Origin of the sequence: Vibrio sp. Isolate24, from assembly GCF_022398215.1 — a bacterium.
GTDB classification, from domain to species: domain Bacteria; phylum Pseudomonadota; class Gammaproteobacteria; order Enterobacterales; family Vibrionaceae; genus Vibrio; species Vibrio coralliilyticus_A.
This window is the reverse complement of record NZ_JAKEUU010000011.1, coordinates 1-19,794: the sequence shown is the minus strand read 5'-3', so window position 1 is coordinate 19,794 and position 19,794 is coordinate 1. Positions and strand designations below refer to the sequence as shown.

The following is a 19,794-nucleotide window of genomic DNA, read 5'->3' as shown; positions in this document are numbered from 1 at the left end:
TCAGGACGAGCGAAGAATATGTTCAAAAAACTTCGTGGCATATTTTCTAATGACCTATCAATCGATTTAGGTACTGCCAACACTCTTATCTACGTCAAGGGACAGGGTATTGTTCTAGACGAGCCTTCAGTAGTCGCTATCCGTCAGGACCGTAACAGAGCAGGCAAAAGCGTCGCTGCTGTCGGTCATGCGGCAAAGCAAATGTTAGGTCGTACTCCAGGTAATATTTCGGCAATTCGTCCTATGAAAGACGGTGTGATTGCGGATTTCTACGTAACAGAAAAAATGCTTCAGCACTTTATTAAACAAGTGCATGACAACAGTGTTCTGAAACCAAGCCCACGTGTTCTTGTATGTGTGCCTTGTGGTTCTACGCAAGTTGAGCGTCGAGCGATTCGTGAGTCAGCGCTTGGTGCCGGTGCTCGTGAAGTGTATTTGATTGATGAGCCAATGGCGGCCGCAATCGGTGCTGGTTTACGTGTTTCTGAGCCGACAGGCTCAATGGTTGTTGATATCGGTGGTGGTACAACAGAAGTTGCAGTCATCTCCCTAAATGGTGTGGTTTACTCGTCTTCCGTTCGTATCGGTGGTGATCGCTTTGACGAAGCCATCATCAACTATGTCCGTCGTAACTACGGTAGTTTGATTGGTGAAGCAACGGCTGAAAAGATCAAACATGAAATCGGTTCCGCTTATCCTGGCGATGAAGTAGAAGAAATCGAAGTTCGCGGCCGCAACCTTGCTGAAGGTGTGCCACGTAGCTTCAGCCTAAACTCCAATGAAATTCTTGAAGCTCTACAAGAGCCGCTGACAGGTATCGTTTCAGCTGTGATGGTTGCGCTGGAGCAGTGTCCACCAGAGCTGGCATCGGATATTTCTGAAAATGGTATGGTTCTTACAGGTGGTGGTGCTCTACTGAAAGATCTTGATCGCCTTCTGACTGAAGAAACGGGTATCCCAGTGGTAATTGCTGAGGATCCACTGACTTGTGTGGCTCGTGGTGGCGGTAAAGCTCTAGAAATGATCGACATGCACGGTGGCGATCTATTCAGTGAAGAATAATTGGGTTGGCCTAGTGATTCGCTAGGCTGCTTCGATCGATTAAGGAACTCATACTCAATGAAGCCTATTTTTGGCCGAGGACCTTCACTTCAATTACGCCTGTTTTTTGCAGTCATTATATCAGCCAGCCTTATGCTGGCTGATAGTCGTTTAGGCGCATTTGCTCAAGTACGTTATTTACTCAACAGTATGGTCGCGCCGATTCAGTATCTCGCAGACGTTCCTCGCACCATGTTCGATGACGCTTATGAGCGCTTCAATATTCGTAAAGACTTTATGGAGAGCAATTATCAGCTTAAACGTGAAATTTTGCGTCTCAAAAACGACATGCTGTTATTGGATCAGTATCGTGAAGAAAACCAGCGATTGCGCAAGCTGCTAGGTTCTTCCTTTGTTCGTGATGAGCGCAAGGTCGTTACAGAAGTCATGGCGGTAGACACATCTCCATATCGACAGCAGGTTGTTATCGACAAAGGCCAGATCGATGGGGTGTATGTTGGTCAGCCTGTGGCGAATGAAAAAGGGATTGTGGGTCAGGTGACATTTGTGTCAGCGCATAATAGCCGCGTGTTGTTGCTTACCGACAGCCAGAGCGCGATTCCAGTGCAGGTAATACGTAACGATATTCGAGTCATTGCATCAGGTAACAGTAAAATTGATCGGATTAACCTAGACCATATCCCGATCAGTTTAGATATCCAGGAAGGTGATTTACTGGTGACTTCTGGGCTGGGAGGTGTATACCCCGAAGGCTACCCTGTCGCGCACGTAGTGGATGTGCTTCGTGATACTGCACGTGAATTTGCGGCTATTGAGGCGGAGCCCGTTGTGGACTTTGAACGTCTACGCTATCTGTTGTTGATTTGGCCTAATGACTCTCGGCAAGATAAAATTCAGCAGGCCTTACCGGATAATAGTCAAGAGGTAGTGGGTAATGGCGAATAGTGTATTTAAAGGCAAAATGGTCATTGCCTTTTCATTTTTAATTGCTTTAACACTGCAGACGATTCCTTGGCCTGGTGTACTGGATGTGCTGCGACCTTCTTGGTTATTTTTGGTGATTTGCTATTGGGTTCTTGCATTGCCACATCGAGTCAATGTGGGTACTGCGCTAGTGCTTGGACTACTCTGGGATCTCTTGCTTGGCTCGACACTGGGGATCCGCGGCATGATGATGTCCATTGTGGTGTATCTCGTGGCTCTTAATTTCCTTGTACTACGTAATATGGCGTTGTGGCAGCAGGCAATGCTGATCGGCTTGCTTTCCGTCTTGCTTGATGTGTTGATCTTCTCGGGCGAGTACCTGATTCAAGACATTTCATTTAATCTGCTGTCACTATGGAGTGGCTTGATAAACTGTATTCTCTGGCCTTGGCTGTTCCTATTAATGCGCAGAGTCAGACGCCATTGGCATATAAGATAATTGATGATGAAAAAACTGGTGCTAGCGTCAGGTTCGCCGAGGCGCAAAGAATTACTGTCACAACTCGGGTATTCGTTTAGCGTTATTCGCACTGATGTTGAAGAAAGCCAAGCCGTCCAAGAAACGCCTTTTCAGTATGTATCTCGTCTTTCTTTCGATAAAGCCATGGCTGGCGTAGCCATTGATAACGATGCTGTCGTACTGGGTTCAGACACTATTGTTGTTTGCGATGGTACGGTTCTGGAAAAGCCGGAAGATCTGGAACATGCTAAAAGGATGCTAATGCTACTGTCGGGGCGTGCACACCAGGTAATGACTGCGGTGACAGTGGCGACAAACGAACATCAAGAAACTGTAGTGGTAACTACAGACGTTTGGTTTAAGTCTTTGTCAGAAAAAGAGATAGAACAATATTGGCAGACAGGTGAACCATGCGATAAGGCTGGTAGTTATGGAATCCAAGGTATTGGAGGACGTTTCGTGACGCGTATTGAAGGCAGTTATCACGCTGTGGTAGGCCTGCCATTATTCGAAACAGACCAGCTCTTGCACAAATTCTTATAATTTAAAATTTTGAGGTGCGCCGATGAGTGCAGAGTTGCTAATCAATGTGACCCCGAGTGAAACTCGTGTGGCCATGATTGAAGGGGGAACCCTACAAGAGATCCATGTTGAACGTGAGGCGAAGCGTGGAATAGTCGGCAATATATACAAAGGCAAAGTGAGTCGTGTCCTACCGGGCATGCAAGCCGCTTTTGTTGATATTGGCCTCGACAAGGCGGCGTTTCTCCATGCCTCTGACATTGTTCCGCATACTGAATGTGTGGCTGAGAATGAAAAGCAGCAGTTTCAGGTGAGGGATATTTCTGAACTGGTTCGTCAAGGGCAGGATATTGTCGTCCAAGTCGTTAAAGACCCGCTGGGGACCAAAGGTGCTCGCCTGACCACAGACATTACTTTACCTTCCCGTTATCTCGTATTTATGCCAGGCGCAAGTCATGTGGGGGTTTCACAGCGTATCGAGAGCGAAGAGGAGCGTAACCGTCTCAAGAAAGTCGTTGGTCATTACTGCGATGAAGATGGTGGCTTTATTATCCGAACTGCTGCGGAAGGGGCGCATGATTCTGAACTTGCTCAGGACGCGGCATTCCTCAAACGACTTTGGTCTAAAGTGAATGAGCGTCGTTCGAAGTACAAAACCCGTTCCACTCTGTATGGTGAACTTGGCTTGTCCCAACGTATTCTGCGCGACTTTGTGGGGACAGAGTTGACCAAGATATTGGTTGATTCTCGTTTGGAATTTGAAAACCTCAAAGAATTTACCTCTGAGTATGTGCCTGAGTTGACAGAAAAGCTTGAATTGTATGACGGTGATAAGCCTATTTTCGATATGTACGACACTGAGAATGAGATTCAGCGTTCTCTGGAGCGTAAAGTGGAACTCAAATCTGGTGGTTATCTGATCATTGATCAAACAGAGGCGATGACAACGGTTGACATTAATACAGGTGCTTTTGTTGGCCGTCGCAACCTCGAAGAAACGATTTTTAATACCAATGTTGAGGCGACTCAGGCGATTGCCCGCCAACTTCGCTTACGTAACCTTGGTGGTATTATTATCATTGATTTTATAGATATGTTGTCAGAAGAACACCGTAAGCGTGTACTTACTTCACTGGAAGCTGCCCTTGATAAAGACCGAGTCAAAACCAACATTAATGGCTTTACGCAATTAGGCTTGGTCGAGATGACACGTAAGCGCACACGCGAAAGTATTGAACATATTCTCTGTTCGACTTGTCCAACTTGTGAGGGGCGCGGAAGTGTGAAAACGGTCGAAACGGTTTGTTATGAAATTCTTCGTGAAATCACTCGAGTGAATCGGGCATATGATGCGGACAAGTTTGTGGTTTACGCTTCTCCTTCCGTTGCGGACGCACTGCAAGGTGATGAATCGCACGCGCTGGCGGAGCTGGAAGTCTTTATTGGCAAGCAGGTGAAAGTTCAAACTGAGCCCCTTTATATTCAAGAGCAATTTGACGTTGTCATGATGTAGGCTTTTTGTGAACACCATAGCTAGACGCTTAATTCAGGTATTAATGTGGCTCTTGGTGACGGTATTGGTCACCATGGCTGTTGCCATCACCACGTTGCGCATTACTTTGCCACAGCTTAATCACTTCCAAAGTGAGATTCAGGGCTGGGTCAACCAAGGCTCAGAGCTGGACTTCGACATTGATAACATCAGTGGATTCTGGCGCAATACGCACCCTTCGGTCTCTCTACAAAATGTACGCGCGAAGACGCCTGAAAGTAGTGGTATTCACTTTTCGGCACAAACGGTTGAAGTCGAATTTGATCTCATTCAGTCTCTCATTGATAGGCGCCCAGTGATTGCTGACCTCAGTATCCATAACCTCAAATTGGATATCAGCTCCATCGAATGGGTCAAGTCGGGTGAGAAAGCGGCCATGCAACCGCAAGGTGAGCAGAAGAGTGTTGTTCAGCAATTAGATCAGCTTCTCCTGCGTCAGCTAGATAGCTTCTCTCTGGTGGATTCTGAAATATTCCTGCAGGGAATTGATGGTTCAAAGCGTGAACTGGAAATAGTGAAGTTATTCTGGCAAAACAAAGGCAGACGCCACATCGCAGACGGTGAGATTAGCATTGCTCACAGCAACCTAAACTCTGCTCAGGTTAAAGCTAACTTTGTCGATCATGGTTCACTAGCGGAAGTGAGCGGTGAATTCTACTTGGCCGTGGATAATGTTTTAGTAACGCCTTGGCTAACCAAGTACCTCAAGACTGAAACAGGGATAGAGAAAGGTCAGGTTAGTTTAAATAGCTGGATTACGTTACAGAACAATAAACCGACTAATGCCTATGTTGCGCTCGAACCTTCAGAACTGACGTGGAAAGAAGGAAAAGAACACGAGCTGTTAATAGAGTCGGGCATTTTACAACTGGAGCCTAAAGGGGAAGGTTGGCAAGTTAATGCTCACTCACTTCAGTTACAAACGGATGGTGAACCATGGCCTGAGCTAGATATGGCTTATCAGTGGCAGCCAGAACACTGGCTGCTCAACATCTCTCAACTTGATCTTAGTGCTATCCTGCCTTTGGTTAAACTGGCGCCAGAATCCAAAAAAACGACTCAGCTCTTGGAGACTTTAGCCCTTGGAGGCTTAGTAGAAGATATTAGGGTTTCGATGAGCGGTGAAGCTTTGGATTCACTCAAATACTCAGCAGAGCTTACTGATGGCTCTATGAAGCAATGGGAGTTGCTGCCGGGTATTCACCAGCTTGCGGCGAAAATATCAGGTGATGTTCATCAAGCTCAAGCCAGTGTGACTTTAATTGATGATGTATTGCCTTATGGAGAGGTCTTTCAGGCTCCGTTGAACATCAAGCAAGGCCAAGTGGATATGGTTTGGCAGAACAACAAAGATGGCTGGAGTTTGTGGGCGGATAAGGTAACGGCGGCTACACCCGATCTTCAGGTGCTCGGTGCGTTTAGACTCGATTTTCCCAATGATAAAAGCCCGTTTCTGTCATTTTACGCCGAAGCCGATGTATATAACGCAGGGGAAACTTGGCGTTACTTGCCGACTTTGGCCCTTGGGCGAGACTTAACCGATTACCTTTCGACGGCGATTCAAGGCGGAAAAGTGAATACGGCCAAGTTACTCTGGTACGGTGAGCTAGCGGACTTTCCCTACCACAATAATGATGGCATTTTTCAGGCTTGGGCTGGGTTGAAGCAAGCCCAGTTCAGCTTTGATACAGCTTGGCCCACCATTACAGATTTACAACTAGATCTACTCTTCCAAAACGATGCTATGTACCTCGACTCACGTAGTGCAACTTTAATGGATGTAGAGGCCACTAGAATTACTGGCCGTATACCTGAGCTTGCTCCCGGTGGTCATATCGAAATAGAAGCGAGTGCAGTCGCACAAGGTAATGCAGTTCGAGATTATATGACGGCGACGCCATTGGTTGATTCTGTAGGGGCTGCTTTAACAGCGGTGCAGGTGGATGGCAAAGTGACATCCAGCTTTAAGCTCAATATACCGTTTAGCTCTGATGAGGAAGTACGAGCTTGGGGCTTCGCTGACTTGGATGAAAATCAGGTTACAATTGAGACGCCTCCAGTAGCACTAGAAACGGTTTCAGGCCGAGTCGAATTTGATAATGACGTCGTCAGTGCGGCAGGTTTGTCAGCGCGCTTGTTGAAACAACCAGTAGCGATAGACTTTGCTGGTGAAAATGCAGGTCAAGGCTACAGCGTAAATATTGATGCGGTTGGTGATTGGGATTTGAAACCTCTGACACCTTATCTCGGTGGGCGTTGGACTGAGCCTCTCGATGGCCATGCACCGTGGCGAATGGGAGTTGATATCCAGCTTAATGACGTCGGCTTTACTTACCAACTGGATACTCGTGCTGACCTGAAGCTGGTGAGCAGTCACTATCCTTATCCACTCAATAAAGAATTACATCAGGCTGGTGAAGCCAGTATGCAGGCCTCGGGGAATCAGGAAAGTATTACGGCTCGTCTTCAGTTGCCGAATTTGAAGTATCAGGCTGAAATTGACATTCGCCCAGAGACTCCGGTGTTAAAAGCAACAAACCTGATTTTAGGTAAAGGCAGTTTTAAAATGAGCCCGGTAGCGGGTCATCAAGTTCAGATCCGCACGGATAAGTTAGATATTGAGCAGTGGGCAGAACGTCTTTCCCCCCCTACATCAAGTACCCATAAAGCGGTTCTAAACACTATGAATACGCCCGAAATTCCGATGCCAAATCGATTGGAGTTGGATGTAGGGGAACTGACTTTGGCTGGGATAGAATGGAATGATGTTGATTTCACCGCTAAGCGCAAAAATCTGGGTTGGCATATGAGCCTTGAAAGCCAAGAGATCGCAGGTGAGGCAAGCTATATTGAACCTTATGATCTCTCCATCGCGCTCGATAGGTTACATGTCTATATCCCAGCGTTAGATACAGAGTACAAAGATACGTCGCTGTTTGAAGCAGGCAAAGATCAGAAAGAGTTGATCAGTGATTTTGAGCGAACCTTCCATGAGCAGATACCCAATATCACGCTTACTATCGATGATTTCTGGCTACAAGGCTATAAAGTGGGGAAAACACACTTAGATCTTCAGCGTCAAGGAGACCGTCTTGAGTGGAAAAAACTCTCCTTCCAAAGCGGCGCGAATAAGGTGGATATGAATGGTTCGTGGCGACTGACAAAAGAAACCAGTCACACCAATTTTAATATCTCGATGTCAGGTGAAAACAACAGCGATGTGATGGAGCGCTTCGGCATAACATCTGGCATTCAGCAAGCGCCGTTTGAGATTGACTCAAAAATTGAGTGGGATGGTTCTCCATGGTCGATGAGGGTCGATACTCTCCAAGGGCATGTATCGACTCAGCTAGGTAAAGGTCAAATTTCAGATGTGAGTGGGGCAGCGCGGCTACTCGGCCTCTTTAGCTTAGATTCCATTATTCGAAAAATGCAGCTCGATTTTAGTGATGTATTCGACAACGGCATGGCGTTCAACTCCATTACCGGCAGCGGTGAGATTAAAAATGGTATTTTTCTGACCAATGATATTAAGATGGATGCTGTTGCAGGTGAGATGACCATTAAGGGGTTGGCAAACTTAAACTCACGTACTGTGGATGCGGAGGTAAACTTTGTTCCTGATATTACATCGGGTATCCCAGTACTGACAGCGTTTGCTGTCACACCGCAAACCGCTTTGTATGTTTTGGCTATTACCACGGTGATTTCACCTGTAGTCGAGGTCTTTACTCAGGTTAACTACGAAGTCAAAGGCCCGCTGGATGCGCCAGTGGTTAAAGAGCTGTCGCGAAGCAAAGGTGAGTTTAAGCTGCCGGAAAATTTACGCGAAGCAACGAAAGAGTAAGGAGCGCTCATGGAACGAGTGGGACTAATTCAAATGACCTCAGGACCAGATCCTCTACAAAATCTGGCCTATATCCAACAGCAAGTCGCTGATTTAGCTAAATCGGGAGCAAAGCTGGTGGTCACCCCAGAAAACTGCCTAGTGTTTGGTAATCGAACGGATTACCATACGATGGCCGAGCCATTGAATCAGGGAGCGATTCAATCAAAGCTAGCGCAGACAGCTAAGCGCCACTCTGTTTTTTTAGTCATCGGGAGCATGCCGATTCGGTGTGGTAATGATGTGACTACGACTTCGTTAGTCTTCAGCCCTCAAGGTGAGCTCATCGCACACTATGATAAGCTGCATATGTTTGATGTCGATGTTGCCGATTCACATCAGCGTTATCGCGAATCCGAAACCTTTAAGCCGGGAGAACAAATTGTATCGGTCGATACGCCTATCGCTCATTTAGGTTTAACAATCTGCTATGATGTTCGTTTTCCACAGCTATACAATGAGCTGGTGCGACGAGGTGCCAATGTATTACTGGTGCCTGCTGCATTTACGGCTGTGACAGGTGAAGCGCATTGGGAGCCTTTACTCAGAGCACGCGCGATAGAAACTCAGAGTTGGGTGATTGCAGTCAATCAAACTGGGGTTCATCCTTGTGGGCGAGAAACTTGGGGGCATTCCATGGCAATTTCTCCTTGGGGAGAGGTGGTTGCTCGTCTCGACACTCAACCGCAAAATTTGTTAGTGGATATTGATTTAGAGAGAGTAGATGACATCCGTAAGGCGATGCCGACTCTCAGCCACACCCGGTTCCAAAACCATTTACATGTTTAAGAGCGAAGTATGACAATAAACCAAGTAGAAGATGCATTGCTAAACTCGGCTGGTCTGACCGAGCAAGACATTGCAGAGACCTTAGCGAGCATTGCCAGTCGTCAGATTGACTACGCAGATATCTATTTTCAGTCGAGCTGGCATGAATCATTGGTTCTGGAAGACAGTATCATCAAGGATGGCTCGTTTAACATCGACTGTGGTCTCGGTGTGCGAGCGGTTGCTGGTGAGAAAACAGGTTTCGCCTACTCAGACCAAATTCAGCTTGAAGGCTTAAAGCAAAGTGCGATTGCGGCTCGTGGCATTGCTCAGCAGGGGCAGAATGCTCAGGTTCAGGCATTTAAGCGCAGTGACAATCAGCAGGTTTACGCTGCAGTAAACCCACTTGAGAGCTGGGAGAAAGAACAAAAAACACAGCTGCTGAAAGAACTGGATGCGTATATCCGTACCAAAGAGCCTTTGATTAAAGAAGTGTCGGTAAGCTTAAGCGGTGTGCATGAGCAGATGCTTGTCGCCGCAACAGACGGCACTTATGCCGGAGATATTCGCCCACTGGTGCGTTTGTCTATTAGTGTATTGGCTCAGCGAGGCGAACGTCGTGAGAGAGGTAGTGCTGGTGGTGGCGGCCGATTTGGTTATGACTTCTTTTTGACTGAAGAGCAGGGTATCAAAGTAGCCTATCACTACGCTGATGAAGCGATTCGTATGGCGCTAGTTAACCTTGAAGCGGAAGCTGCACCTGCAGGGGCAATGCCAGTTGTATTAGGCTCAGGCTGGCCTGGTGTCCTGCTTCATGAGGCGGTAGGGCACGGGTTGGAAGGCGACTTTAACCGTAAGGAATCTTCTGTGTTTAGTGGAAAGGTTGGAGAAAAAGTGACGTCTGATCTTTGTACCATTGTTGATGATGGCACTCTAAAAGATCTACGTGGTTCTCTCAATATTGATGATGAAGGGGTTGCGGGACAATACAACACCTTGATTGAAAATGGTGTACTTAAAGGTTACATGCAGGATAAGCACAACGCACGTTTAATGGGCGTTGCGCCGACGGGTAATGGCCGACGTGAGTCTTATGCGCACCTTCCAATGCCACGTATGACCAACACCTACATGCTTCCGGGGCAGCACACGCCAGAAGAGATTATTTCAACAGTGAAGAAGGGACTGTATGCACCAAACTTTGGTGGTGGTCAGGTGGATATCACTTCCGGTAAATTCGTCTTCTCTGCTTCAGAAGCCTACTTGATTGAAGACGGTAAGATTACTCGCCCTGTAAAAGGTGCGACACTGATCGGTTCAGGTATTGAAGCGATGCAGCAAGTCTCTATGGTCGGTAATGACCTTAGTATTGACCGAGGTGTGGGTGTTTGCGGTAAAGCGGGTCAGAGCGTGCCTGTGGGAGTAGGACAACCGACATTGAAGCTGGATTCTTTGACGGTGGGCGGCACTGAGTAATAGCCTCAAGAAATATAGCTATTTATAAAGGGTTGGCGCCTACGTGCCAGCCCTTTTTTAGTTTCGTAGTTCTTATTTTAGGTTTGCTATTTTCAATGTGTGAAGAGAGGTGACGTGCAGAATGGAGACATTTACTTGAAACAAGTAAGTCGTAGTTAAAAACGAAAAAAGCCAACTCTTTCGACTTGGCTTCTTGAATATGGCTCCCCCTGCGGGACTCGAACCTGCGACATACGGATTAACAGTCCGCCGTTCTACCAACTGAACTAAGGGGGAATAATGGTGCCGACTACCGGAATCGAACTGGTGACCTACTGATTACAAGTCAGTTGCTCTACCTACTGAGCTAAGTCGGCGCCTTTTTAATCAACAAGCATTTGCTCATCAATTGAAAATGGCTCCCCCTGCGGGACTCGAACCTGCGACATACGGATTAACAGTCCGCCGTTCTACCAACTGAACTAAGGGGGAATTATTCGTTTAAAGAAATGGTGCCGACTACCGGAATCGAACTGGTGACCTACTGATTACAAGTCAGTTGCTCTACCTACTGAGCTAAGTCGGCACACTGTATTCTTTAACTATTGTTCGTGCTAAAGCACCAACAATTAATAAATTGTGGTGCCCGGAGGCGGAATCGAACCACCGACACGAGGATTTTCAATCCTCTGCTCTACCGACTGAGCTATCCGGGCGACGAGGTGTATTAAAAGGCTTTTCGTCTTAGAGGTCAACATTAAATTGCAAAAAAAATATCGTTTGTTGTTTTTCTATACTTAATGGGCTGTTTTTGCTCATTTCGAATAAGAAGTGTATAGCTAGCAACAGAAGTTATACTTGAGAGAGTAGGGAATAGTGGTTTTAAAGAGACAAAAAAGTATGCTCTAAAGCGTGCTTTTCACTTGTTTGACTACAGAATCTGCGCCTAAAGGAAAAGTGACCTGAGCTATTTCTAATATGGCCCTATGTTGGGACTCAACACGGGCGGCCAGCTCTGAGATATTTACTTGGAACAAGTAAGTCGCAGTTAGAAACGAAAAAAGCCAAGTCTTTCGACTTGGCTTTTTGAAAGTGGCTCCCCCTGCGGGACTCGAACCTGCGACATACGGATTAACAGTCCGCCGTTCTACCAACTGAACTAAGGGGGAATTATTTGTGTCATCTCTTCAGATAAACACCAAATAATGGTGCCTCGAGGCGGAATCGAACCACCGACACGAGGATTTTCAATCCTCTGCTCTACCGACTGAGCTATCGAGGCAAAAGAATGGTGCCGACTACCGGAATCGAACTGGTGACCTACTGATTACAAGTCAGTTGCTCTACCTACTGAGCTAAGTCGGCACACTGTATTCTTTTACTAACTGTTCGTGCTAAGCACCAACAATAACAAAATTGTGGTGCCCGGAGGCGGAATCGAACCACCGACACGAGGATTTTCAATCCTCTGCTCTACCGACTGAGCTATCCGGGCAACGGAGCGCTATTAAACGGATTTTCCGTCTTGCCGTCAACTTGTTTTTAGAAAAAAATTCAAAAAAGTGGTTGAGTGCCGATAATTTAGGCGTTTTTAGTGCTTATGATTTACCAGCGTTAAAATCCTTTTTGAATTTTGTGACTTTTTCTAAGTAACGACGAGCTTCTGCATTGGGGTGCTTTTTGGTCAGTGCCCAGTAAACCTGATTTGGTTGTAGTGAATTGAGGTCGCGCATTGCTCGTTTTCTGTCACTACGATTAAAGGTATTGAGTACTCCGCCAGTGCCACCGTTGTAAGCGGAGATCATGCTGTACTCTAGAGAAGTAGGATGACGGACATCTTTTAGGTAACGGCTTTTGAGAATGTAGAAATACGCAGTACCGGTATCGATATTATTTTCTGGGTTGAATAAGTATTCTGGAGACGGCTGTCCGGATTTCTTTTTCACCAACTTAAATACATCGCGCCCTGCGGTTTTAGGCACCACCTGCATCAGACCGTAGGCGTTGGCCCAGCTTACTGCATACGGGTTAAAGCTACTTTCTGTTTTGATAATCGCATAAATCAGATCTTCAGGTATACCGTAACGGCGTGAAGCGCGTTGGACAATATCCGCATATTTATAGCTGCGAATTTCAAATTGTTCCTCAACCATAGGAATTTCAACGTAATAGGCTTTTTTGAAGTCGACATCTTTGACTTTGAGCTTGTTGGCGATCAGGTAATCGGCAAAACGGTTCGCTCGCCATGACCATTGAATAGGTTTGTTATCTTGATCGACGACCTGACGGTATAGGAACGGCTGACCTTCTAGCTTGATATCTTTGGAAGAGAATAAATCGACGTTTGCAGGATCATCTGGGGTTAGTAGAGTGGTAACAATCGCATTTTTAAGGTGGCCTTTTGGGTCAGTAGGCGAAACGGTTTCGATAATAATGGTGCCTTTGTCGAAATTGACTTCCGAACGACTAAGGTAATTGTCGATGTACTTTACATAGTTACTTTTACCAGCAAACTTAATTTCTCCGCGCCCCCAGCGTTTTGCAATGTTACCGGAGAAGCTGCTGATTAAGGCGTCAAGGGCTTCTGTATCCTTTTGAAATTGGCCGGGTAGCTCGGCTAGGTTCTTGGCAAAACGATTGGTGGGTTCATAGTTTACATCATAGATGTTTTCAATAAACTCACGGCTACAACCAGTGAGTATCATTGCCAGAAAAAAGTAAGCTAACTTCTTCATATTTATCCTAAAAAAATGACATCAAAGCAACGCGTTGATGTCATTCTCTCTATCCTTAACCTAAAGGGAAAACCTTATTCGCTTGGTGGCGTGTAGCCTTCGATATGGACATCTTTACCTTCAAACAGGAAGTTGACCATCTCTGTTTCAATCAATTTACGGTGCTCAGGATCCATCATGTTGAGCTTTTTCTCGTTGATCAGCATGGTTTGCTTGTGTTGCCACTCTGCCCAAGCTTGCTTAGAAATGTTGTCAAAAATACGCTTACCGAGTTCACCTGGGTACAGTTGAAAATCCAGACCTTCTGCGTCTTTTTGTAGTCGAGCACAAAATACAGTGCGGCTCATAACGACTCCTTAGAGTTAATCAATATTGAAGTTCGAAAGGCAGGCTTTCCAGTAGCTGTTTTACCGGAGCGGCCAAACCTATCTCTTCAGGTTGCGATAAGTTATACCAAAGACCTTTGCTTGCTTCCATCACCACATCGGGTTGCTTTGATAGGTCTACCAAAATTGGTGTGATATCGAGGTGGTAGTGACTAAAGGTATGGCGAAAAGCAATTAGCTGATCGCGACGTTGAATGTCCTTATCAAGGACGCCACGCATTGTCAGTTGGTGATCGAGTTGTGCTTCAGAGTGTTCTGGAAAGCAGAATAGCCCGCCCCAGATCCCCGACTGTGGGCGCTGTTCCAGCCATACATGCCCTTGGTGATGCAGCATAATGAACCAGGTCTCTTTGATTGGCTTTTCTTTTTTCGGCTTTTTACCAGGGTAGTCGAGAGGGTTGCCTTGTTTGTACGCGGCGCAAAAAGAAGACACAGGACACAATGTACATTTTGGCTTGCTGCGAGTGCACACCATGGCCCCCATATCCATCATTGCCTGATTGTACTTATCGACATCGGTGTCGGGAGTGTGTTCTTCAGCATGCTGCCAAAGCTGATTCTCGACTTTCTTTTGCCCCGGCCAGCCCTCAACAGCAAAGCTACGCGCCAGTGTACGCTTCACATTGCCGTCTAAAATGGCGTGTGGCTGTTTATAGACAGAAGACAATACAGCCGCTGCGGTAGAACGACCTATACCCGGTAGGGCGTTCATCTGCTCAATATCGAGAGGGAATTCGCCCTGATACTGCTCTGCCACAATCTTCGCAGCTTTATGTAAATTACGCGCTCGTGCGTAATAGCCGAGCCCTGTCCATAGGTGAAGCACTTCATCTTGCTCTGCATTGGCAAGATCTACGACAGTCGGGAAGCGTTCGAGAAAGCGTTGGTAATAAGGTATCACGGTAGTGACCTGAGTCTGCTGAAGCATAATTTCAGACAGCCAGACACTATACGCAGTTTTATCTTGTTGCCACGGAAGGCTTTTTCTTCCGTAGTCTTCGTACCATTCTAGGATGGCGTTAGCAAAAGGAGTCACGACTTGCTCTGTAATTTTATATTTATTGAGTTAGCTAAAATTGCACCATAGAAACTGTCTAAAGTACAACCGATAAAGAGTAGGGGTTTATTCTGCGAGAAATGACCTAAAATACTTGCACCAGTGTCGATTCTTTGGATAATCACAATCCCTTTAAGTCGAGAGCAATTTTTAGACAGGCAGAATCATGAGTGAAGTGACCACTAACGAATACAATGAAGACGGTAAACTGATACGCAAAGTACGCAGCTTTGTGCGTCGTGAAGGCCGTTTGACCAAAGGTCAGGAAAGCGCAATGAATGAATGCTGGCCGACAATGGGTATTGATTACCAAGAAAAGCTTCTTGATTGGAAAGAAGTATTTGGTAACGACAACCCTGTGGTACTGGAAATTGGCTTCGGTATGGGTGCATCTCTGGTTGAAATGGCGAAAAATGCGCCTGAGAAAAACTTCCTTGGTATTGAAGTTCACAGCCCTGGTGTGGGCGCATGTCTTGCTGATGCACGTGAAGCTGGCCTGACCAACTTACGAGTGATGTGTCACGATGCTGTGGAAGTGTTTGCTAACATGATCCCAGACAGCAGCCTAGCAACACTGCAATTATTCTTCCCAGACCCATGGCACAAGAAGCGCCACCACAAGCGCCGTATCGTACAGCTAGATTTTGCTGAAATGGTGCGCCAAAAACTCTCAGTTGGTGAAGGCATCTTCCACATGGCGACAGACTGGGAAAATTACGCAGAACATATGATTGAGGTGATGAATCAAGCGCCTGGATATGAGAACATCGCCGAGGATGGTGACTTTGTTCCACGTCCGGAAGATCGTCCTCTGACCAAGTTTGAAGCACGTGGTCACCGTTTAGGTCACGGAGTGTGGGACATTAAGTTTAAGTGTGTTAGCTAAGTCACCCGCGAAATAAAAGCGAATGAGAAAGCCAACATTTTGATGTTGGCTTTTTTGACCCTACAAGAAAAATAATAAGCCTTTGAAATATAGGTAAGTAATGAAACCGACAAAAGAAATTTTAGCCGACATCCTGCAAGAGGTCAGGCCGCTTATCGGTCAGGGAAAAGTTGCCGATTATATTCCTGCACTAGCAAAAGTTCCGGCTAACAAACTGGCAATTGCTGTCTTCACCAATAAGGGAGAAGTGATCAAAGCTGGTGACGCCGATGAACCTTTTTCAATTCAGTCCATTTCTAAAGCGTTAAGTTTAACGTTGGCAATGGGGTTGTATACTCCTGATGAGATTTGGGCTCGGGTAGGTAAAGAACCTTCTGGTCAAGCGTTTAACTCTCTGATTCAGCTTGAAATGGAACAGGGAATTCCACGTAACCCTTTCATTAATGCTGGGGCAATAGTGGTTGCCGATTTGCTGCAAAGTCGCTTGTCTGCACCGAGACAACGCTTGCTGGAGTTTGTCCGCCAACTGTCGGGCGATACTCATATTTGTTACGACAAGATAGTTGCAGCATCCGAGATGATGCACAGCGATCGCAATGCGGCGATTGCGTATCTGATGCGCTCTTTTGGCAACTTTGACAATGATGTAATCCCAGTACTGAATAACTACTTCCATGCGTGTGCTTTGAAGATGAGCTGTGTCGATTTAGCGAAAACATTCAGTTATCTGGCTAATAAAGGTACTTCAGTGCAAACAGGCAAGCCTGTGGTGACGCCTACTCAAACCAAGCAGCTTAACGCTTTGCTGGCAACATGTGGCTTGTATGATGGCGCTGGTGAATTCGCCTACCGAGTCGGTATGCCGGGGAAATCTGGTGTTGGTGGCGGTATTATCGCTATCGTACCGGGGGAGATGACGATTGCGGTTTGGTCTCCAGAGCTGGACCCTTCAGGTAACTCTCTCGCGGGGACCAGAGCACTAGAGCTACTCGCTGAGCGAATTGGCCGCTCGATATTCTAAACTTCGCTCCGAGACAGCGGAGACAAGTTTGGAACGATGAAAAGCAAAAAGGGTTGACCATATCGTCAACCCTTTAAATTTATTCCAGCCTTTTTATTCCTCTTCCGCCATAAACGCTTCGAGTAAATCGTTAAGGAACAGCTTTCCTTTTTCTGTGATTTGCCAATGCGTATCAGACTCGCTGAGATATTGCATCTCTTTCGCCCAGTCGATGGTTTCCTGAATCGATTCAAAACCCAAGCCAGTTGTATCTAAGAAGTCTTGCTTAGGGCAGGCTTCCATCAGACGGAACCGGTTCATAAAGAATTCGAAAGGGCGATCTTCGCTAGCGACATCGGCTTCACTATCTAGGTAGGGTTTTACCATATTCTGATATGCTGCCAGATAGCCTCTCGGGTGCTTGACCTTAGTTGTGCGGATGATACGTCCATCAGCGAAACTGAGTTTGCCATGCGAGCCACAGCCAATACCGAGATAGTCACCAAAGCGCCAATAGTTGAGATTATGTTGGCATTGATACTCTGGCTTACTGTAGCCGGAAATTTCGTATTGAACGTAACCCGCTTCAGTCAGCTTTTGGTGGCCGAGTTCAAAAATGTCCCACAAGTCATCGTCATCGGGCAGAACAGGCGGCTTGTAGTGGAACATAGTATTGGGCTCAATAGTGAGCTGATACCACGAAAGATGTGGTGGGTTAAGCTCAATCGCCTTCTCCAGATCCGCGAGTGCTTGCTCTACGGTTTGGTCTGGCAGACCGTGCATTAAATCAAGATTAAAGCTATTTAAACCAATCTTGTGAGCCAGTTTCGCGGCATTGACGGCTTCATCCTGACCATGGATTCGCCCAAGACGTTCGAGCTTCTGCTGTTCGAAGCTCTGCACACCAATCGAAATTCTCGTCACTCCAGCTTTGCGATACCCCGCGAAGCGCTCCGCTTCAATCGTGCCTGGATTCGCTTCCATGGTGATTTCAATGTCGTCTTTAAACGCGACTCTTTTTTCTATGCCAGCAAGTAAATCAGCGATTCCTTGCGCTGAGATGAGACTTGGCGTCCCTCCACCGATAAATATGGAGTGGAGTGCCCGTGGGTTGGTTTTAAGCTGATAACGCTCGATATCAGTATCAAGGTCCTCTAGTAGAGCAGCGATGTACTCCTGCTCTGGGATGTCGGCTTTTAACGCGTGCGAGTTAAAGTCGCAATACGGGCATTTTTGCACACACCAAGGGATGTGGACATAAAGGCTCAGCGCCGGTGGAATCAACTGGCTCATTATTGCTGCTCAGAAAGTGTCGCAAACAGCTGCTTAAGCGCTTTACCACGGTGAGAAAGTTGCTTTTTACGTGTTGGTTCAAGCTCTGCTGAAGCACAGTTATCTTCTGGAACGAAGAAAACTGGATCGTAACCAAAACCATTGTCGCCCTGAGCTTCAGTCAGAATACGGCCTTCCCACTTACCGTGGCAGACGATCGGGGTTGGATCTAATTCGTGACGCATTAGTACTAATACACAATGGAAGCGTGCAGTACGTTGCTCCTGCGGAACGCCCTGCATTGCATCAAGCAGCTTCTCTAGATTTTGCTGGTCACTCGCGCCTTCTCCGGCATAACGTGCAGAGTAGATGCCCGGGGCTCCTTTTAGGAAGTCGACTTCAAGGCCTGAATCGTCGGCAATGGCCGCCAATCCAGTTTCTTTCGCTGCATGACGTGCCTTGATGGTGGCGTTTTCAATAAATGTTGTGCCAGTTTCAGCAACTTCAGAGACATTAAATTCGCTTTGTGCCACGACATCGAAACCGAAATCTGCCAGCAGGTCGGCCATCTCACGAACTTTGCCCTGATTACCTGTCGCTAGGACAATTTTTTGTGCATTCATAATCTTGTTTGTGCCTATATTGGGAAGGGCGTTCAGCCGTTACTCTTCCACATAAAATTTCTGGGTGAACTTTAATCTGCCCGTGCCTTTATTACCAGCATTAACATCGATATTGAATGTTAGGTTTTCCTCGTCCGAAATAGTGAATTCAGCGAGGTAATAAATCGCAGAGCCTTCTTTTATTTCACGGAACTCAAGTGTCTTAGTTTGGCCGATTAAGTTCTTAGCGCTGCCACTAACTTTAGCGGTTATAGGCGGTTTACCAGCCTGGTAGTTGTCTAGCACACTGATATTAATGATCGCTGAGTAGCCGTTTCGTTTCAGCTCATAGCTGCGTGCGACTTGCGGAGTTATGAATGTGGAGTTAAATGCGGAGTAGTGAACTTCGACATCTTTGATAGTCTTAAACTGACCCGCCCATACGGGTAGGGCTAAAAGACTGGCCAGCGCTAACGTGATCCATTTTTTCATGATGCTTCCTTAATGGCTTACTACAGAGGAAAAGAGCAGCGTAAATGATACGACTACATGCTTATTATTTTTACGCCTGATCATACGTTTGGATCCTCACTCTGTGAAGGTTTTTAGATGATCAATGGATACTTAGATCAACCGTCCACGAAAAAGGGGATAGCCTTACTGGTCACCTTGAGCTGATTGCCGCGAGTATTACGGCTGAAGGTGTGCAATACGGCGGTATCATCGGCACGACCATTCCGGTAGCAATGGGTTTATGGGAAACTTTTTGCAATGAGTTTATCTAGATATGGTCGAGCTGCTGCTATACCTAAACTCAATGGGGTTTTCCCCGTCGATGCTGCTGATTGTCGCTATATCTGGAGGCACAATGAACGCATCATACGACTGGAAAACAAAGTGCTTTAACGAAAAAGCCCGCTTCAAGAGCGCAACGTAGTTCACTTAAGAGGAGCTGCGTAGCGATTAACAGGGTATCGGGTCTTTGATATTTTTACCGCCCTAGGCCGATTTGGCTTAGGGCGTTTGTCTATAAAGAGGATAGATAAATCTCCTCGAAGGCTCTTTAAGCGTTTCGGCGTGTTACCTAAAGACACCGCTTTACTCATCATTTTGAGCTGGCTGGCTATAAATTGGCAAGCGTACTTAAAGCTGATTTCATTAGGTAAG

The 19,794-nt window shown here is 46.5% G+C and carries 16 protein-coding genes, 9 tRNA genes and 1 pseudogene; 10 read left to right on the top strand and 16 right to left on the bottom strand.

The window, feature by feature from the left end:
* Positions 1-18 precede the first annotated feature (18 nt).
* Genes L1D23_RS20855 through tldD form a run of 8 tightly spaced genes read left to right on the top strand, consistent with a single transcriptional unit; the run spans position 19 to position 10,710 of the window.
* Positions 19-1,062, top strand: a complete 1,044-nt coding sequence (locus tag L1D23_RS20855) for a rod shape-determining protein (RefSeq protein ID WP_004747218.1) — start codon at positions 19-21, stop codon at positions 1,060-1,062.
* 57 nt (positions 1,063-1,119) lie between these two features.
* Positions 1,120-2,007 carry a rod shape-determining protein MreC gene (mreC, locus tag L1D23_RS20850; RefSeq protein WP_239835122.1) on the top strand — a complete coding sequence of 296 codons (888 nt, stop codon included), beginning with the start codon at positions 1,120-1,122 and terminating at the stop codon, positions 2,005-2,007.
* Complete coding sequence (mreD, locus tag L1D23_RS20845) at positions 1,997-2,485, top strand: rod shape-determining protein MreD (protein ID WP_239871306.1); 489 nt, start codon at positions 1,997-1,999, stop codon at positions 2,483-2,485. Before mreC ends, mreD begins: the two co-directional genes overlap by 11 nt.
* A 3-nt stretch (positions 2,486-2,488) precedes the next feature.
* Positions 2,489-3,049 carry a Maf family protein gene (locus L1D23_RS20840; protein WP_275667395.1) on the top strand — a complete coding sequence of 187 codons (561 nt, stop codon included), beginning with the start codon at positions 2,489-2,491 and terminating at the stop codon, positions 3,047-3,049.
* Between the two features lie 22 nt (positions 3,050-3,071).
* Positions 3,072-4,541, top strand: a complete 1,470-nt coding sequence (rng, locus tag L1D23_RS20835) for a ribonuclease G (protein WP_239835124.1) — start codon at positions 3,072-3,074, stop codon at positions 4,539-4,541.
* Positions 4,542-4,548: 7 nt separating this feature from the next.
* A complete protein-coding gene (locus L1D23_RS20830) occupies positions 4,549-8,427 on the top strand; it encodes a YhdP family protein (protein WP_345779113.1) in 3,879 nt (1,292 codons plus the stop codon).
* Between the two features lie 9 nt (positions 8,428-8,436).
* Positions 8,437-9,255, top strand: a complete 819-nt coding sequence (locus L1D23_RS20825) for a carbon-nitrogen hydrolase family protein (protein ID WP_239871303.1) — start codon at positions 8,437-8,439, stop codon at positions 9,253-9,255.
* Between the two features lie 9 nt (positions 9,256-9,264).
* On the top strand, positions 9,265-10,710 hold the full coding sequence (gene tldD, locus L1D23_RS20820) for a metalloprotease TldD (protein ID WP_239835126.1): 1,446 nt from the start codon (positions 9,265-9,267) through the stop codon (positions 10,708-10,710).
* 200 nt (positions 10,711-10,910) lie between these two features.
* Here the strand turns inward: tldD and L1D23_RS20815 are convergent.
* The 12 genes from L1D23_RS20815 to mutY all read right to left on the bottom strand — a co-directional run bounded on the left by L1D23_RS20815 (position 10,911) and on the right by mutY (position 14,846).
* A tRNA-Asn gene (locus L1D23_RS20815) sits at positions 10,911-10,986 on the bottom strand.
* A 4-nt stretch (positions 10,987-10,990) separates the two neighbouring features.
* Positions 10,991-11,066 (bottom strand) — tRNA-Thr (locus L1D23_RS20810).
* 39 nt (positions 11,067-11,105) lie between these two features.
* A tRNA-Asn gene (locus L1D23_RS20805) sits at positions 11,106-11,181 on the bottom strand.
* An 18-nt stretch (positions 11,182-11,199) separates the two neighbouring features.
* Positions 11,200-11,275: transfer RNA gene (locus L1D23_RS20800), tRNA-Thr, on the bottom strand.
* A gap of 54 nt (positions 11,276-11,329) precedes the next feature.
* Positions 11,330-11,405: transfer RNA gene (locus L1D23_RS20795), tRNA-Phe, on the bottom strand.
* Positions 11,406-11,782: 377 nt separating this feature from the next.
* Positions 11,783-11,858: transfer RNA gene (locus L1D23_RS20790), tRNA-Asn, on the bottom strand.
* Between the two features lie 37 nt (positions 11,859-11,895).
* A tRNA-Phe gene (locus L1D23_RS20785) sits at positions 11,896-11,971 on the bottom strand.
* Positions 11,972-11,978: 7 nt separating this feature from the next.
* A tRNA-Thr gene (locus tag L1D23_RS20780) sits at positions 11,979-12,054 on the bottom strand.
* Positions 12,055-12,108: 54 nt separating this feature from the next.
* Positions 12,109-12,184 (bottom strand) — tRNA-Phe (locus L1D23_RS20775).
* A 103-nt stretch (positions 12,185-12,287) separates the two neighbouring features.
* Positions 12,288-13,424 (bottom strand): membrane-bound lytic murein transglycosylase MltC, encoded by a 1,137-nt coding sequence (gene mltC, locus L1D23_RS20770; RefSeq protein ID WP_239835127.1) that lies wholly within the window; start codon positions 13,422-13,424, stop codon positions 12,288-12,290.
* Between the two features lie 74 nt (positions 13,425-13,498).
* Positions 13,499-13,771: an oxidative damage protection protein gene (locus tag L1D23_RS20765; RefSeq protein WP_006958274.1), complete on the bottom strand. Its 273-nt coding sequence runs from the start codon at positions 13,769-13,771 to the stop codon at positions 13,499-13,501.
* Between the two features lie 19 nt (positions 13,772-13,790).
* A complete protein-coding gene (gene mutY / locus L1D23_RS20760) occupies positions 13,791-14,846 on the bottom strand; it encodes an A/G-specific adenine glycosylase (RefSeq protein ID WP_239871299.1) in 1,056 nt (351 codons plus the stop codon).
* A gap of 187 nt (positions 14,847-15,033) precedes the next feature.
* Between mutY and trmB the strand changes: the two genes are divergently transcribed.
* Positions 15,034-15,753, top strand: coding sequence for a tRNA (guanosine(46)-N7)-methyltransferase TrmB (trmB, locus tag L1D23_RS20755; protein WP_239871295.1), 720 nt, complete (start codon positions 15,034-15,036; stop codon positions 15,751-15,753).
* A gap of 100 nt (positions 15,754-15,853) precedes the next feature.
* The gene (gene glsB, locus L1D23_RS20750) at positions 15,854-16,774 is read left to right on the top strand and encodes a glutaminase B (RefSeq protein ID WP_019277252.1); all 921 of its coding nucleotides are present in this window, start codon (positions 15,854-15,856) and stop codon (positions 16,772-16,774) included.
* Between the two features lie 93 nt (positions 16,775-16,867).
* On the opposite strand, the gene hemW is transcribed toward glsB, so the two are convergent.
* From hemW to L1D23_RS20730, 4 genes and pseudogenes are all read right to left on the bottom strand, one after another.
* Positions 16,868-18,046, bottom strand: a complete 1,179-nt coding sequence (hemW, locus tag L1D23_RS20745; RefSeq protein WP_239871292.1) for a radical SAM family heme chaperone HemW — start codon at positions 18,044-18,046, stop codon at positions 16,868-16,870.
* The gene (locus L1D23_RS20740) at positions 18,046-18,648 is read right to left on the bottom strand and encodes an XTP/dITP diphosphatase (protein ID WP_239871289.1); all 603 of its coding nucleotides are present in this window, start codon (positions 18,646-18,648) and stop codon (positions 18,046-18,048) included. Before L1D23_RS20740 ends, hemW begins: the two co-directional genes overlap by 1 nt.
* A gap of 39 nt (positions 18,649-18,687) precedes the next feature.
* Positions 18,688-19,119 carry a DUF4426 domain-containing protein gene (locus tag L1D23_RS20735; protein ID WP_239871287.1) on the bottom strand — a complete coding sequence of 144 codons (432 nt, stop codon included), beginning with the start codon at positions 19,117-19,119 and terminating at the stop codon, positions 18,688-18,690.
* Between the two features lie 446 nt (positions 19,120-19,565).
* Positions 19,566-19,794 (bottom strand): annotated as a pseudogene (locus L1D23_RS20730) (IS4 family transposase); the annotation flags it as partial.

What these genes read in the sequence shown, in the direction of transcription:
- mreC (WP_239835122.1), top strand. Translation starts at nt 1,120, where the DNA reads ATGAAGCCTATTTTTGGCCGAGGACCTTCACTTCAATTACGCCTGTTT.
- rng (WP_239835124.1), top strand. Translation starts at nt 3,072, where the DNA reads ATGAGTGCAGAGTTGCTAATCAATGTGACCCCGAGTGAAACTCGTGTG.
- L1D23_RS20740 (WP_239871289.1), bottom strand. Translation starts at nt 18,648, where the DNA reads ATGAATGCACAAAAAATTGTCCTAGCGACAGGTAATCAGGGCAAAGTT.
- L1D23_RS20765 (WP_006958274.1), bottom strand. Translation starts at nt 13,771, where the DNA reads ATGAGCCGCACTGTATTTTGTGCTCGACTACAAAAAGACGCAGAAGGT.
- hemW (WP_239871292.1), bottom strand. Translation starts at nt 18,046, where the DNA reads ATGAGCCAGTTGATTCCACCGGCGCTGAGCCTTTATGTCCACATCCCT.
- L1D23_RS20735 (WP_239871287.1), bottom strand. Translation starts at nt 19,119, where the DNA reads ATGAAAAAATGGATCACGTTAGCGCTGGCCAGTCTTTTAGCCCTACCC.
- glsB (WP_019277252.1), top strand. Translation starts at nt 15,854, where the DNA reads ATGAAACCGACAAAAGAAATTTTAGCCGACATCCTGCAAGAGGTCAGG.
- L1D23_RS20825 (WP_239871303.1), top strand. Translation starts at nt 8,437, where the DNA reads ATGGAACGAGTGGGACTAATTCAAATGACCTCAGGACCAGATCCTCTA.
- mreD (WP_239871306.1), top strand. Translation starts at nt 1,997, where the DNA reads ATGGCGAATAGTGTATTTAAAGGCAAAATGGTCATTGCCTTTTCATTT.
- tldD (WP_239835126.1), top strand. Translation starts at nt 9,265, where the DNA reads ATGACAATAAACCAAGTAGAAGATGCATTGCTAAACTCGGCTGGTCTG.
- L1D23_RS20855 (WP_004747218.1), top strand. Translation starts at nt 19, where the DNA reads ATGTTCAAAAAACTTCGTGGCATATTTTCTAATGACCTATCAATCGAT.
- trmB (WP_239871295.1), top strand. Translation starts at nt 15,034, where the DNA reads ATGAGTGAAGTGACCACTAACGAATACAATGAAGACGGTAAACTGATA.
- L1D23_RS20840 (WP_275667395.1), top strand. Translation starts at nt 2,489, where the DNA reads ATGATGAAAAAACTGGTGCTAGCGTCAGGTTCGCCGAGGCGCAAAGAA.
- mltC (WP_239835127.1), bottom strand. Translation starts at nt 13,424, where the DNA reads ATGAAGAAGTTAGCTTACTTTTTTCTGGCAATGATACTCACTGGTTGT.